The following is a 16183-nucleotide window of genomic DNA, read 5'->3' on the forward strand; positions in this document are numbered from 1 at the left end:
TTATATGAGTAAAAAAAGAATTTACGAATATGCAAAAGAATTAAATCTAAAGAGTAAAGAGATTATAGATGAGTTAAAAAGTATGAACGTTGAAGTGTCGAACCATATGCAAGCTTTAGAAGACGACCAAATTAAAGCTTTAGATAAAAAGTTCAAAAAAGAACAAAACACAGACGACAAACAAAATACTCAAAATAATCACCAAAAATCTAATAATAAACAAAATCAAAATAATAAAGGCAATCAATCGAATAAAGATAAACAAAATAACAAAGGTAATCATCAAAAAAACAATAACCAACAAAAGAATCAAAACAAAAAGAATGGTCAGAACAATAAAGGCAAGCAACAAAATAAAAATAATAAAAACAACAAAAATAATAAACAGCAAAATCAAGCTGCAGAACCTAAAGAAATGCCTTCAAAAATTACTTATCAAGAAGGAATTACTGTTGGTGAATTAGCTGAAAAACTTAATGTTGAATCTTCAGGTATCATCAAAAAATTATTCTTATTAGGAATTATGGCTAACATTAACCAATCATTAGATGAAGAAACATTAGAATTAATTGCAGATGATTATGGTGTGGAAATTGAACAAGAAGTAGTTATTGATGAAGAAGATTTATCTATTTATTTCGACGATGAAACTGAAGATCCTGATGCGATCGAAAGACCAGCTGTTGTTACAATTATGGGACACGTTGACCATGGTAAGACAACATTATTAGACTCTATTCGTCATACTAAAGTCACTGAAGGAGAAGCTGGAGGTATAACTCAACATATTGGTGCTTACCAAATTGAAAATAATGGAAAGAAAATTACTTTCTTAGATACTCCTGGACACGCAGCATTTACAACTATGCGTGCGCGTGGTGCTCAAGTAACAGATATTACAATTCTTGTAGTAGCTGCTGACGATGGCGTTATGCCACAAACAATTGAAGCAATCAACCACGCAAAAGAAGCAGATGTCCCTACAATTGTGGCAGTTAACAAAATTGATAAACCAACTGCAAATCCTGACCGTGTAATGCAAGAATTAACGGAATATGGTTTAATCCCAGAAGATTGGGGCGGTGACACAATCTTTGTACCACTTTCTGCTTTAAGTGGTGATGGTATCGAGGATTTACTAGAAATGATTGGACTTGTTGCAGAAGTTCAAGAACTTAAAGCTAATCCTGACAAACGTGCAGTAGGTACAGTTATTGAAGCTGAACTTGATAAATCACGTGGACCAGCTGCTTCCTTATTAGTACAAAACGGTACATTAAACGTTGGTGATTCAATTGTAGTAGGTAATACGTATGGTCGTATCCGAGCAATGGTTAATGACTTAGGTAAACGTATTAAATCAGCAGGCCCTTCAACACCCGTAGAAATCACTGGTATCAATGATGTACCACTTGCTGGAGATCGATTTGTAGTATTTAGTGATGAGAAACAAGCACGTCGTATAGGTGAAGCGCGTCATGAAGCAAGCGTGATTCAACAACGTCAAGAAAGTAAAAATGTTTCATTAGATAACTTATTTGAACAAATGAAACAAGGTGAAATGAAAGATTTAAATGTAATTATTAAAGGTGACGTTCAAGGTTCAGTAGAAGCATTAGCTGCTTCATTAATGAAAATTGATGTAGAAGGCGTAAATGTACGTATTATCCACACTGCAGTAGGTGCAGTTAATGAATCAGACGTAACATTAGCCAATGCTTCTAATGGTATCATCATTGGCTTTAACGTACGACCAGATGCTGGCGCAAAACGTGCTGCTGAAGCTGAAAATGTTGATATGAGATTACACCGCGTTATCTATAACGTAATTGAAGAAATTGAATCTGCTATGAAAGGTTTACTGGACCCTGAATATGAAGAACAAGTGATCGGTCAAGCTGAAGTTCGTCAAACATTCAAGGTGTCTAAAGTTGGTACAATTGCTGGTAGTTACGTGACTGAAGGTAAAATCACACGTAATGCGGGTGTACGAGTAATTAGAGACGGTATTGTATTATTCGAAGGTGAATTAGATACATTAAAACGTTTCAAAGATGATGCTAAAGAAGTAGCTCAAGGTTATGAGTGTGGTATTACTATTGAAAAATATAATGACCTAAAAGAAGGCGACATTATCGAAGCGTTTGAAATGGTTGAAATTCAACGATAATAAATGTTTGAACTAATGAAATCTCCTCGCTATTTAGTAAAATAGGGAGGAGATTTTTAATAAAGCACATTGCTAAGAATAATATGATTTAATAAAATATTACTTGCTAAAGTAAATTTAATTTTAAAGAAAAATAAAATAAAGAGGTGAAATAAGATGAGTAATATGAGAGCTGAACGTGTTGGAGAACAAATGAAACAAGAAATCATGGATATCGTTAATAATAAAGTAAAAGATCCAAGAGTAGGATTCCTAACTATTACTGACGTTGAACTAACTAATGACTTATCTCACGCCAAAGTTTATCTCACAGTATTAGGTAGTAAAAAAGAGGTCGACAACACATTTAAAGCACTTGAAAAAGCTAAAGGTTTCATTAAATCTGAGCTAGGTTCAAGAATGCGTTTAAGAATTATTCCTGACTTAACATTTGAATATGATGAATCAATAGAATACGGAAATAAAATTGAACGCATGATTCAAGATTTACACAAAGAAGATAAATAAATTTTCAATTAAAGTAGGTAGGCAGATTCATACAAATTTAAATGTATCTGCTTACCTACTTTTTTATATAAAAATAGTGGTCAATTATATCTAAAGAGATGTTATAATGATTGAGGTAAAATTAACTGTAGATTAAAGGTGTGACAACATGTATAACGGTATATTACCCGTATTCAAAGAAAGAGGTTTGACGAGCCATGATGTCGTTTTTAAACTTAGAAAAATATTAAAAATGAAGAAGATCGGACACACAGGTACGTTGGACCCTGAAGTAGATGGGGTTCTTCCGATATGCCTTGGTAATGCTACTAGAGTGAGCGATTACGTGATGGAAATGGGAAAAACATATAAAGCTGAAGTTACTCTAGGAGTAAGCACAACAACTGAAGATCAAACTGGGGATACATTAGAGGTTAAAGGAATTGATAAAGACGATGTTACAGAACGGGATATTGATCAAACGCTTGAGAAATTTTTAGGCGTTATCGAACAAATTCCACCAATGTATTCATCAGTTAAAGTTAAAGGAAAAAAACTTTATGAGTATGCCCGTAATAATGAAGAAGTCGAAAGACCTGTAAGACATGTTCTTATCAAAAATATTTATAGAACTTCAAATTTAACTTTTCAAAATAACCAATGTCATTTTGAAATTGAAGTGAGTTGCGGTAAAGGCACATACATCAGAACTTTAGCTACTGATATTGGTAAGAAATTAGGTTATCCAGCGCATATGTCACGTTTGACAAGAGTTTCCTCAGGTGGTTTTCAAATCGACAAAAGTTTTAAATTAAAACAAATTAAGGACATGCATGAGCATGATTCATTACAAGATAAGCTATTTCCTATAGAATATGGCTTAAAAGGATTGCAAGAGATTGAAATAAATGATGAAGCATTTAAGAAAAGAATTTTAAATGGACAAAAATTTAATGTTAAGGACTTAGATCAAGAAATAGAGTCACAGTTTGTTTTTATTGATCAAATGTCAAAAAAAGCATTAGCCATTTATATGGTACATCCTGAGAAGATAAATGAAATTAAACCGAAAAAAGTATTTAACTAAAGGAGAAATACATTTATGAAAGTGATAGAAGTTACCCATCCCATTCAAAAAGATCAATTAATAAATGAAAATGTTGCGATGGCGTTTGGTTTCTTTGATGGCATGCATAGAGGTCATGACAAGGTGTTTCAAGCTTTGAATCAAAAAGCGGAAGAAAATAATCTAAAGAAAGCTGTAATGACATTTGACCCGCATCCATCTGTGGTTTTGAATCCCGAACGTAAACGTACGACTTATTTAACACCACTTTCAGATAAACTAGAAATGATTGAACATCATGACGTAGATTACTGCATAGTTATTAATTTTTCTTCTCGTTTCGCTAGCGTCACTTCTGAAGAATTTATTCAAGAATATGTAATTAATAATAATGTAAAAGAAGTGATTGCTGGATTTGATTTTACTTTTGGGAAATTCGGAAAAGGAAACATGACTGTTTTACAAGAATCTAATGATTTTAAAACTACAATCGTAGGTAAACAAGAATTGGATTCTGAAAAGATTTCAACAACCGCTATAAGAGAAGCATTAACTGAAGGCAATTTAAGAAAAGCAAACGAAGAACTTGGTTATCTTTATAGAATTAAAGGAACAGTTGTTCAAGGAGAGAAACGAGGCAGAACTATAGGCTTCCCAACGGCAAACGTTCAACCAAGCGACGATTATGTGTTACCAAAAAAAGGTGTATATGCTGTTAGTATGGAAATTGGTCCAGAAAGTAAAATATATAGAGGCGTGGCCAATGTAGGAGTTAAACCAACTTTCCATGATCCAGCTAAAGCTGAAGTGGTTATAGAAGTAAATATTTTTGATTTTGATGAAAATATTTATGGCGAACGAGTTACTGTGTATTGGCACTATTTCTTGAGACCGGAAGTTAAATTTTCAGGTATAGATCCATTAGTTGAACAAATGAATGAAGATAAAGACCAAGCAAAATATTTATTATCTGTTGATTTCGGTGATGATGTATCGTATAATATTTAAAGTTGAGGAAGAAAAGCTAAGATAAATAGCTTACTTCTAAAATACCTTTTTCTTAGTAGGTCGAGTCTCCGACGCCTAACTCAGATTAAGGAGTTAAATTATATTAAGGAGGAAATTGATTATGGCAATTTCACAAGAACGTAAAGATGAATTAATTAAACAATACCGTGTACACGAAACTGATACTGGTTCTCCAGAGGTTCAAATCGCTGTTTTAACTGCAGAAATCGCTGCATTAAACGAGCATTTACGTGAACACAAAAAAGACCACCATTCACGTCGTGGATTATTAAAAATGGTAGGTCGTCGTAGACACTTATTAAACTACTTACGTAGTAAAGATATTCAACGTTACCGTGAATTAATTAAATCATTAGGTATCCGTCGTTAATCTTAATATAGAATAACGAAAGTACCAGTTGAATGATACTTTTATTATAGTTTACTACTAAATAAATTTAATTAAGATGACTGTTTGAAAGCACTTTTCAAACGAGGAGTCAAAATGCATTACGACGGGATTTTACTATTAATAAATGAGCTAGTCATGCATAAGACGACAATGAGTGAAAGAGCTTGTCTACAGTCAAAGGAAAGCACCAGTTGAATGGTACTTTCCTTTTTTTATTATCGTACATAATAAAAAATATAAAAATATGTGAATAAATGATATGATGTAAGTAATAGAATGAAGAGAGGAGATTCATAATGTCTCAAGAGAAGAAAGTTTTCAAAACTGAATGGACTGGACGCTCTTTAACGATTGAGACAGGGCAATTAGCTAAACAAGCTAATGGTGCTGTGTTAGTACGTTATGGAGATACAGTTGTGTTATCAACTGCTACTGCTTCAAAGGAACCTAGAGATGGTGACTTTTTCCCATTAACAGTGAACTATGAAGAAAAAATGTATGCAGCAGGTAAAATTCCTGGTGGATTTAAAAAAAGAGAAGGACGACCAGGTGATGAAGCGACGCTGACAGCTCGTTTAATCGATAGACCTATTCGTCCCCTTTTCCCTAAAGGATACAGACATGATGTTCAGATTATGAATATCGTCTTAAGTGCTGATCCAGATTGTTCACCTGAAATGGCTGCAATGATTGGTTCTTCAATGGCTTTAAGCGTCTCAGATATTCCTTTCCAAGGACCAATCGCAGGCGTAAACGTAGGTTATGTTGATGGAAATTATGTTATTAACCCTTCAGTTGATGAAAAGGAAGTTTCTAGATTAGATTTAGAAGTAGCTGGTCATAAAGATGCCGTAAATATGGTAGAAGCTGGAGCTAGCGAAATTACAGAAAGTGAAATGCTTGAGGCAATCTTCTTTGGACATGAAGAAATCAAACGTTTAGTTGCATTCCAACAAGAAATCATCGATCATATTCAACCTGAGAAACAAGAATTTATTCCAGTTGAACGTGATGAAGCACTCGTTGAAAAAGTAAAAGCTTTAACTGAAGAAAAAGGATTAAAAGAAACAGTTTTAACTTTTGATAAACAACAGCGTGATGAAAATCTAGATGCGCTAAAAGAAGAAGTAGTTGCACATTTTATTGTTGAAGAAGATCCTGAAAACGAAACGCTTATTAATGAAGTGTACGCAATTTTAAACGATTTAGTGAAAGAAGAAGTTAGACGTTTAATTGCAGATGAAAAAATTCGTCCAGATGGTCGAAAAGTTGATGAAATACGACCACTTGATTCAGAAGTTGGCTTGCTTCCAAGAGCTCATGGTTCTGGATTATTCACACGTGGTCAAACACAAGCGTTATCAGTGTTAACGTTAGGTGCTTTAGGTGATTATCAACTTATTGATGGTTTAGGGCCAGAAGTAGAAAAACGCTTTATGCATCACTATAATTTCCCTAACTTCTCAGTAGGTGAGACAGGACCTGTTCGTGCACCAGGACGTCGTGAAATTGGTCATGGTGCTCTAGGTGAAAGAGCTTTACGTTATATTATTCCTGACACAGCTGATTTCCCTTACACAATTCGTATAGTAAGTGAAGTATTAGAATCAAATGGTTCTTCTTCACAAGCATCAATCTGTGGATCAACATTAGCTTTAATGGATGCCGGCGTACCTATTAAAGCTCCTGTAGCGGGTATTGCAATGGGTCTTGTGACTCGTGATGATAGCTATACTATTTTAACTGATATTCAAGGTATGGAAGACGCACTTGGTGATATGGACTTCAAAGTGGCTGGTACTAAAGAAGGTATTACTGCTATTCAAATGGATATTAAGATAGATGGATTAACACGTGAAGTTATCGAAGAAGCACTTGAACAAGCACGTCAAGGTCGATTAGCAATTATGGATCATATGCTACAAACAATTGATCATCCTCGAAAAGAACTAAGTGCTTATGCACCGAAAGTTGTTACTATGCATATTAATCCTGATAAAATCAGAGATGTTATAGGACCTGGTGGTAAAAAAATTAACGAAATTATTGATGAAACAGGTGTCAAATTAGATATCGAACAAGACGGTACAATCTTTATAGGTGCTGTAGATCAAGCTATGATTGATCGTGCGAAAGAAATTATTGAGGATATTACACGTGAAGCTGAAGTAGGTCAAGTTTATAATGCTAAAGTTAAACGTATTGAGAAATATGGTGCTTTCGTCGAATTATTCCCAGGAAAGGACGCATTACTTCACATTTCACAAATATCTAAAGAACGAATCAATAAAGTTGAAGATGTATTAAACATTGGCGATTCAATTGAAGTTAAAATTATAGAAATTGATAAACAAGGTCGTGTCAATGCATCTCATAAAGCTTTATTAGATGATTAGATTTAACTATTAAGGTTGAGTATTCTTAAATGAATGCTCAACCTTTTTATTTTATTTTAAAAAATAAAATCAGTTTAAAAGTTTCATTTCAATTAGTTATTTTAATTTAAATGATAATTCAAAATGTTCAAGCGGTTCAACCGTGCAATAATAGTGTACATCACGCATATTTTAACTTATAATAAATGGTGAGTTTATATATGGACGGGTCATTATTTATAGGAGGTAACATTTTGAGTTTAATAAAGAAAAAAAATAAAGATATTCGCATCATACCACTTGGTGGTGTAGGCGAAATCGCTAAAAATATGTACATCGTTGAAGTAGACGATGAAATGTTTATGTTAGATGCGGGATTAATGTTCCCTGAAGATGAAATGTTAGGTGTGGATATCGTTATTCCTGACATTCAGTACGTAATTGAAAACAAAGATAAATTAAAAGGTATTTTCCTTTCACATGGTCATGAGCACGCAATTGGTGCAGTTAGCTATATTTTAGAGCAAATTGACGCGCCAGTTTATGGTTCTAAATTAACGATTGCACTTATTAAAGAAAATATGAAGGCCCGTAATATTAAGAAAAAAGTGCGCTACTATACAGTATCTCATGATTCAGTAATGAAATTTAAAAATGTGAATGTGAGCTTCTTTAATACTACACACAGTATTCCAGATAGCTTGGGGATTTGCATTCATACTTCTTATGGTTCAATTGTATATACAGGAGAATTTAAATTCGACCAAAGTTTACATGGTCAATATGCACCTGATATGAAGCGCATGGCTGAAATTGGTGATGAAGGTGTATTTGCTTTAATTAGTGATTCTACAGAAGCAGAAAAACCTGGCTATAACACTCCTGAAAATGTCATTGAACATCACATGTATGACGCATTCACTAAAGTTAAAGGAAGACTTATTGTTTCTTGCTATGCATCTAATTTTATTCGCATACAACAAGTTCTAAATATAGCTAGTAAATTGAATCGAAAAGTATCATTCTTAGGTCGCTCACTAGAAAGTTCATTTAATATTGCTCGTAAGATGGGATATTTTGATATTCCGAAGGATTTATTAATTCCTATCAATGAAGTTGATAATTATCCTAAAAATGAAGTTATTATTATTGCAACTGGGATGCAAGGCGAACCTGTAGAGGCTTTAAGCCAAATGGCTCAAAAGAAACATAAAATTATGAATATTGAAGAAGGCGACTCAGTATTCTTAGCAATCACGGCTTCTGCTAATATGGAAGTAATCATAGCTGATACTTTAAACGAACTTGTACGTGCAGGGGCACACATCATCCCTAACAATAAAAAAATCCATGCTTCAAGTCATGGTTGTATGGAAGAATTAAAAATGATGTTAAATATAATGAAACCTGAATACTTTATTCCAGTGCAAGGTGAATTTAAAATGCAAATTGCTCACGCTAAATTAGCAGCAGAATCAGGTGTAGCACCTGAAAAGATTTTCTTAGTTGAAAAAGGTGATGTGATCAATTACAACGGTAAAGATATGGTACTCAATGAAAAGGTAAATTCAGGTAATGTACTTATCGATGGTATTGGTGTCGGAGACGTAGGTAATATTGTCTTAAGAGACCGCCATTTATTAGCTGAAGATGGAATTTTCATTGCTGTTGTCACGCTAGATCCTAAGAATAGACGTATCGCTGCAGGACCTGAAATTCAATCAAGAGGGTTCGTTTATGTTAGAGAAAGTGAAGAATTATTAAATGAAGCCGAAGAAAAAGTGCGTACAATTGTAGAAGCAGGTTTACAAGAAAAACGTATAGAATGGTCTGAAATTAAGCAAAATATGCGAGATCAAATCAGCAAATTATTATTTGAAAGCACGAAACGTCGTCCAATGATTATTCCAGTAATTTCTGAGATTTAATCTTAATAAATAACATTTGAAGAGGTTGGGACAATTGTGTATAGCAAATCATTTAAGGGATTTAAGATGATTATGCTCTGCAACGAGGTCTTCTTAATTTTTGTTCAAACATATCTAATTGGGATATAAGAATAATTGAGATGGCTTTAAACAATTAATTGTCCCTGCCTCTTTCATCTTATTAAATATATACATAATAGTTATTATTAGGCCGTAATTAAATAACTGTGAAAGATTAAAAAAGAAGGTGTGAAATCTTGCCACAAACAAAGAAAAAAACAACGAATAGAAGGAAAAGTAATGCTACGCGTAAAAATAGTAAAAGAAAAAAACAAAATGAGAGCCCTTTACGCTACATCATTGCTATTGTCATAATCATTCTTGTCGTTTTAGGAGCTTTTCAATTAGGCATAGTTGGTCAAATGATTGATAGTTTCTTCAATTATCTATTCGGTATGAGTAGATTTCTGACTTATATTTTAGTGATTCTAGGTACAGTCTTCATTACATATTCTAAAAAAATTCCTAAAACGCGTCGAAGTATTGGTGCGCTTGTTTTGCAACTTGCTTTGCTATGTATAACGCAACTTTATTACCATTTTAGTAAAGGCGTGTCATCTGAAAGAGAGCCAGTATTATCATATGTTTATAAATCATATGAACATACACACTTTCCTAACTTCGGAGGAGGTTTAATAGGTTTTTACTTATTTAAATTATTAATACCTCTTATATCAATAGCTGGCGTTATAATTATTACTGTTCTACTAATAGCTTCAAGTATCATACTTTTATTAAACTTAAGACATAGAGATGTAAGTAAAAGCCTATTTGAAAGTATGAAATCATCTAGTAAAAGTGCTTCAGAATCATTTAGAGACAAAAGAGAAACGAGTAAAGCTAGAAAAGAAGAGAGGGCTCAATTAAAAGCAGAGAGATCTGAAGAGAAAAAGAGAAAGAAAGAACAAGAAAGATTGCAACAAGAAAATGTCAAAGATGTTAGTGATCTTCCTGAAGTTCCGCAAAATAATGACATACCTATTTACGGGCACAGTGACCAAGAAGATAAAAGCAATAGTGCACCTAAGACACGTAAAAAGCGTATTTTTGATCATGAGGCTAATAGTAGTGAAATCACTTCAAACTCACAAGATATTAAACAGAGTGACAACAAAGGTAATGTTTCAAGTTCTAATGAAGACAATGACAATGATAGTAGTAACGCTGAAGGATCAATCTCTGAAGCTGGAGAAGTAGCAAATGTGGAGTATGTGGTTCCACCTTTATCATTACTTAATCAACCAGCTAAACAACAGTCTACTTCTAAAGCTGAAGTTCAAAGAAAAGGTCAGGTCTTAGAATCTACAATGAAGAATTTTGGTGTCAATGCGAAAGTGACCCAAATTAAAATTGGTCCTGCGGTAACTCAATATGAAGTTCAGCCAGCTCAAGGTGTTAAAGTAAGTAAAATCGTTAACTTACATAATGACATTGCTTTAGCATTAGCAGCGAAAGATGTTCGTATAGAAGCTCCTATTCCTGGACGTTCAGCAGTAGGAATCGAAGTTCCTAATGACAAAATTTCATTAGTATCACTTAAAGAAGTTTTAGAAGAGAAGTTTCCATCTCAACATAAATTAGAAGTTGGTATTGGACGAGATATATCAGGAGAACCTGTATCTATACAACTCAATGAAATGCCTCATTTACTTGTAGCAGGTTCTACAGGCAGTGGTAAATCAGTATGTATCAATGGAATAATCACAAGCATTTTACTTAATGCTAAGCCGCATGAGGTAAAACTTATGTTAATTGATCCGAAAATGGTAGAATTAAACGTATATAATGGCATACCTCATCTACTTATCCCGGTAGTAACTAATCCACACAAGGCATCGCAAGCGCTTGATAAAGTAGTTGCAGAAATGGAACGTCGTTATGATTTATTCCAACATTCTTCAACAAGAAATATCGAAGGATATAATCAGTATATTCGTAAACAAAATGAAGAGTTAGAAGAGAAACAATCAGAACTTCCTTACATTGTAGTTATTGTTGATGAGTTAGCAGATTTAATGATGGTCGCAGGTAAAGAAGTTGAAAATGCGATTCAACGAATTACTCAAATGGCTAGAGCTGCAGGTATTCATTTAATAGTAGCCACTCAAAGACCTTCTGTAGACGTAATCACTGGTATCATTAAAAATAATATTCCTTCACGTATAGCTTTTGCAGTAAGTTCACAAACTGATTCTAGAACTATTATAGGTTCAGGTGGTGCCGATAAGTTATTAGGTAAAGGCGATATGTTATATATTGGTAATGGTGAATCGACTCAAACACGTATCCAAGGTGCCTTCTTGAGCGATAAGGAGGTTCAAGATGTAGTGGACTACGTTGTAGAACAACAAAAAGCAAATTATGTAAAAGAAATGGAACCTGACGCACCAGTTGATAAATCAGAGATGAAAAGTGAAGATTCCTTATATGATGAAGCCTACTTGTTTGTAATAGAACAACAAAAAGCGAGCACATCTTTATTACAAAGACAATTTAGAATTGGTTATAATCGTGCTTCACGATTAATGGACGATTTAGAACGTAATCAAGTCATCGGTCCTCAAAAAGGAAGTAAACCAAGACAAATTCTAGTTGATTTAGATAATGATGAGGTGTAAAAATGTCGGAAATGAATGCGATTTATAGAGTTAAACAATACATTTTAAAGTTAATAAAAAATGGAGAATTAGATAGTACCGGTAAGCTACCAAGTAATTTATCTATTGCACGTGCACTCAACGTGAAAACGGACGATGTTTATGATGGAATTGGTGAATTAATTACCGAACAAATTGTAACTGATAATTTTGAAGAGGGGACTAGTGTTAAAAAACAGCCTCCCTTCTTTTATCCATTAGATTAAGTTAGTAAGTATTAGTAATATGATTGAAGAAGCTGGGTATAAAGCAGGTATAGAATATTTAAATTTTGATGAACAACCAGCAACTATTCTTGATGCTGAATTATTAGAAATAAGTGATAAAGAACCTGTGACTATCATTGAAAGATTAAGAACGGCTGATCAAATACCAGTAGTTTACTGTTTAGATAAAATCGCTAAACAAAATCTAACTTGTACAGACTATCAAAAAAGTAGTGGCTCTATGTTAAGAGCTATTAAAGAATCAACAGGACATGAGGTTAAACATGCAGAAATGGACTTAGAAGCAATTAGTTATGAACCTCATATTTCAGAAGTGTTAAACGCTTCTCCACATGAAGGTTTAATGCTATTAAAGGTAGTTCATTATGATGAGCAAGACCAACCTATTTTATATTCATTAAACTATATTAAAAGTAGTTTGGTTAAATTTAAAATAAATAAAAGCTAAGTAAAAATTTAATGTTTTTACAGGAATGGGAGGTATGCCGTTTGGAAAATAATACATTAGACAACTCCAATATACATATTAACGTTTTACCAACTAAAAAATTTAAAACAACCATGGTGACCTTTAAATTTATGGCGCCATTAGATTATAAAACAATAACGGCGCGTTCAATTTTAAGCAAAGTCTTAGTACGTGCTACACAACAATGGCCTAACGATAAAGCGTTAAATAGACATTTATCATCATTATATGGTGCATATATCAATAGTTTTGTATCTAAATTTAAGGATAAACATGTGATTACAATTTCTTTAGAAATTGCTAATGAGCGTTATTTAAAGGACTCAACTCCATTATTTGAGAAGGGTCTTAAGACGCTTAAAGAACTTATTTGGAATCCTTTAATTATTGACGAACAGTTTAATGAGAACTATGTAGCACAGGAAAAATCTTTGCTCACTAAAAAGCTTGAAGCAATGATTGATAATAAAGCTCAATATTCATTTTTAAAATTAATGAACCATATGTTTGAAAATGAACCCTATAAATATTTAGCTACAGGTCAAGTAGAACAAATACCTCATGTTACTGCTAAAAACTTGTATGATACATATAAATCAATGTTACATAACGATGATTGTGCAATTTACGTAGTTGGAAATGTAGATAAACAAAATGTGATAGATACAATACAAGAAAACTTTAATATTAAACCATTCAAATTTGAAAGTAATAATCGACCTGAGCATATAGATCAAAATAAATCATCTAAATTTATCATTGATAATGATGAAGTGGACCAAGCTAAACTCAATCTTGGTTATCGTTTCCCAACTTATTTTGGGAAAGAGAACTATTATGCATTCGTAGTTTTAAACATGATGTTTGGTGGCGACCCTTCTTCAGTGTTATTCAATGAAGTTCGAGAAAAGCAAAGTTTGGCCTATTCTATACATTCACAAATCGATGGAAAGAATGGATTTTTATTTGTTCTTAGTGGAGTTTCGGCTTCTAAATATGAGATTGCCAAAGATACTATTTTAGATGAATTTGAAAAATTAAAGAATGGTAATTTTGATGATGATAAATTAGAGTTGGCAAAGAAAATTATTATCTCTCATAGACATGAATCTACTGACAGACCTAAAAGTATTATCGAACTATTACATAATCAGGTGTTATTAGACAAACCTCAATCTGAAGAAGAATTCATCACTGCAATTAATGCTGTCACAAGAGAAGATGTTATAAAATTAGCTAATGAAGCTATGCTAGATACAATCTATGTTTTAACGAAAGGAGGTCAAAGTGAATAATGAAGGTACATAATTATGAATTGATAGATGAGAAAGTCTACGAACATGAACTTGATAATGGGCTTAAGCTGTTTATAATACCTAAACCAGGATTCCAAAAAACATTTGTGACTTATACGACACAATTTGGTTCTTTAGATAATCATTTCAAACCTATTGGAAGCCAACAATTTGTAAAAGTGCCAGATGGTGTAGCACATTTTTTAGAACATAAACTTTTTGAAAAAGAAGAAGAAGATTTATTTACAGCTTTTGCCGAGGAAAATGCTCAAGCTAACGCATTTACAAGTTTTGACCGTACAAGTTATTTATTTAGTGCTACAAGCAATATTGAAAGTAATATTAAGCGTTTATTAGATATGGTTGAAACGCCTTATTTTACTGAGGAAACGGTTAATAAGGAAAAGGGTATCATTGCTGAAGAAATTAAAATGTATCAAGAACAACCTGGTTACAAATTAATGTTCAATACTTTGAGAGCGATGTATTCAAACCATCCTATTCGCGTCGATATTGCTGGTAGTGTGGAGAGTATTTACGATATCACTAAGGATGATTTATACCTTTGTTATGAAACTTTTTATCATCCATCAAATATGGTTTTATTTATTGTTGGTGACGTAAACCCTCAAAATATGATTGATTTAGTAGAACAACATGAGGCAAAGCGAAATAAGACCAACCAACCTAAGATTGAGCGTGCAGAAATTGATGAACCCATTGAAGTGAATCAACACAACGTTACAGAGCAGATGAAATTGCAATCTCCAAGGCTAATGTTAGGTTTTAAAAATCAACCACTTAAAGAAAGCTCGGAAAAATATGTACAAAGAGATTTAGAAATGACATTTTTCTATGAGTTGATTTTTGGAGAAGAAACGGATTTTTATCAAAACTTATTAAATAAAGATTTAATTGATGAAACTTTTGGATATCAATTTGTGCTTGAACCTAGCTATAGCTTTTCTATTATTACCAGTGCAACACAGCAACCGGATGAATTAAAAGAATTATTACTTAATGAATTGAAGAAGTACAGAGGACAATTAGTTGATCAAGAAGCTTTCGACTTATTAAAAAAACAATTTATCGGTGAGTTTATTTCAAGTTTGAATTCACCTGAGTATATTGCTAATCAATATGCGAAATTATATTTTGAAGGTGTAAGTGTTTTTGACATGTTAGAAATTGTTGAAAATATAACACTCGAAAGTGTTAATGAAACATCTGAACTATTTCTAAATTTTGAACAACTTGTCGATAGTCGTTTGGAGATGAAACCATAATGAAAGCACTCGTACTTGGTGGTTCAGGTACTATAGGTTTAGCGATTGTTAAGCAACTCTTAAATGAAGGGTATCACGTAATTGTTCACTATCACTCTTCTAAATTAGAAGCCTTGAAACAAAAATTTAATCATAACCAAAATGTAGAATTCATCCAATGTGATCTATCTCAAAATCTAAATTTAGAAGATTATTTTGGACACATTAATGATTTGGATTGTCTTATTTATACTAGCGGCACTGCATTATATGGCATGTTACAAGATATGAGCGATGATGATATCGATAAGAGTTACGCTCTTCACTTAAGACAATTTATACGTTTATCCAGATTTTTTGTAGATATTTTAAGAAGAAGTGAAAACGGCCGAATTGTAGTTATTTCTTCTATTTGGGGAGAAACAGGTGCAAGCATGGAAACTATTTACTCAGCTATGAAAAGTGCTCAAATAGGTTTCGTTAAAGCGCTTAGTCAAGAACTTGCGCTTACGTCAGTAACCGTAAATGCTATAACTCCAGGATTTGTTTCAGGTAATATGAGCAAGGTGTGGTCAGAAGAGGAAAGAGATTCAATACTTCAAGAATTACCTCAGAATAGAATGATTGAACCTGAAGAGGTGGCCCATGTCTGTGCGTATTTGTGTCACCCCATGTCTAGAAGTATTACAGGTACTGTTCAAAAGGTAAATGGAGCATGGTATTTATAAAAATTTAAAGTATTTTGTAAGTAATTTAGGTTTTGAT

At 33.0% G+C, this 16183-nt stretch carries 10 protein-coding genes and 2 pseudogenes; all 12 read left to right on the forward strand.

Annotated features, from left to right (window positions below; all coding sequences use genetic code 11):
- Positions 1-4 precede the first annotated feature (4 nt).
- The 12 genes and pseudogenes from infB (at position 5) to ymfI (ending at position 16146) form a co-directional block, all read left to right on the forward strand.
- Entirely contained in the window at positions 5-2170 is a 2166-nt protein-coding gene (gene infB, locus HMPREF2642_RS08670) for a translation initiation factor IF-2 (protein WP_030064804.1), read from the forward strand.
- Between the two features lie 156 nt (positions 2171-2326).
- On the forward strand, positions 2327-2677 hold the full coding sequence (gene rbfA, locus HMPREF2642_RS08675; protein WP_002436301.1) for a 30S ribosome-binding factor RbfA: 351 nt from the start codon (positions 2327-2329) through the stop codon (positions 2675-2677).
- Between the two features lie 148 nt (positions 2678-2825).
- Positions 2826-3743 (forward strand): tRNA pseudouridine(55) synthase TruB, encoded by a 918-nt coding sequence (gene truB / locus HMPREF2642_RS08680; RefSeq protein WP_002436304.1) that lies wholly within the window; start codon positions 2826-2828, stop codon positions 3741-3743.
- 15 nt (positions 3744-3758) lie between these two features.
- On the forward strand, positions 3759-4730 hold the full coding sequence (gene ribF, locus HMPREF2642_RS08685; RefSeq protein ID WP_002436322.1) for a riboflavin biosynthesis protein RibF: 972 nt from the start codon (positions 3759-3761) through the stop codon (positions 4728-4730).
- A 121-nt stretch (positions 4731-4851) separates the two neighbouring features.
- The gene (rpsO, locus tag HMPREF2642_RS08690) at positions 4852-5121 is read left to right on the forward strand and encodes a 30S ribosomal protein S15 (RefSeq protein ID WP_002436359.1); all 270 of its coding nucleotides are present in this window, start codon (positions 4852-4854) and stop codon (positions 5119-5121) included.
- A gap of 317 nt (positions 5122-5438) precedes the next feature.
- Positions 5439-7538: a polyribonucleotide nucleotidyltransferase gene (gene pnp, locus HMPREF2642_RS08695; RefSeq protein ID WP_070597785.1), complete on the forward strand. Its 2100-nt coding sequence runs from the start codon at positions 5439-5441 to the stop codon at positions 7536-7538.
- 233 nt (positions 7539-7771) lie between these two features.
- Positions 7772-9445 (forward strand): ribonuclease J2, encoded by a 1674-nt coding sequence (gene rnjB / locus HMPREF2642_RS08700; RefSeq protein WP_002469869.1) that lies wholly within the window; start codon positions 7772-7774, stop codon positions 9443-9445.
- A 908-nt stretch (positions 9446-10353) separates the two neighbouring features.
- Positions 10354-12123 (forward strand): annotated as a pseudogene (locus HMPREF2642_RS08705) (DNA translocase FtsK); the annotation flags it as partial.
- 2 nt (positions 12124-12125) lie between these two features.
- Positions 12126-12837 (forward strand): annotated as a pseudogene (locus HMPREF2642_RS08710) (GntR family transcriptional regulator).
- 41 nt (positions 12838-12878) lie between these two features.
- A complete protein-coding gene (gene yfmF, locus HMPREF2642_RS08715) occupies positions 12879-14153 on the forward strand; it encodes an EF-P 5-aminopentanol modification-associated protein YfmF (RefSeq protein WP_030064809.1) in 1275 nt (424 codons plus the stop codon).
- Positions 14153-15439: an EF-P 5-aminopentanol modification-associated protein YfmH gene (gene yfmH, locus HMPREF2642_RS08720; RefSeq protein WP_030064811.1), complete on the forward strand. Its 1287-nt coding sequence runs from the start codon at positions 14153-14155 to the stop codon at positions 15437-15439. Before yfmF ends, yfmH begins: the two co-directional genes overlap by 1 nt.
- On the forward strand, positions 15439-16146 hold the full coding sequence (gene ymfI, locus HMPREF2642_RS08725) for an elongation factor P 5-aminopentanone reductase (RefSeq protein WP_023350378.1): 708 nt from the start codon (positions 15439-15441) through the stop codon (positions 16144-16146). The genes yfmH and ymfI overlap by 1 nt, the downstream gene beginning before the upstream one ends.
- Positions 16147-16183 lie beyond the last annotated feature (37 nt).

The organism is Staphylococcus sp. HMSC055A09 (genome assembly GCF_001809655.1).
Taxonomy (GTDB): Bacteria; Bacillota; Bacilli; order Staphylococcales; family Staphylococcaceae; genus Staphylococcus; species Staphylococcus capitis.

Coding starts and splice junctions, on each gene's coding strand:
- infB (WP_030064804.1), top strand. CDS start 5: ATGAGTAAAAAAAGAATTTACGAATATGCAAAAGAATTAAATCTAAAG.
- rbfA (WP_002436301.1), top strand. CDS start 2,327: ATGAGTAATATGAGAGCTGAACGTGTTGGAGAACAAATGAAACAAGAA.
- truB (WP_002436304.1), top strand. CDS start 2,826: ATGTATAACGGTATATTACCCGTATTCAAAGAAAGAGGTTTGACGAGC.
- ribF (WP_002436322.1), top strand. CDS start 3,759: ATGAAAGTGATAGAAGTTACCCATCCCATTCAAAAAGATCAATTAATA.
- rpsO (WP_002436359.1), top strand. CDS start 4,852: ATGGCAATTTCACAAGAACGTAAAGATGAATTAATTAAACAATACCGT.
- pnp (WP_070597785.1), top strand. CDS start 5,439: ATGTCTCAAGAGAAGAAAGTTTTCAAAACTGAATGGACTGGACGCTCT.
- yfmH (WP_030064811.1), top strand. CDS start 14,153: ATGAAGGTACATAATTATGAATTGATAGATGAGAAAGTCTACGAACAT.
- ymfI (WP_023350378.1), top strand. CDS start 15,439: ATGAAAGCACTCGTACTTGGTGGTTCAGGTACTATAGGTTTAGCGATT.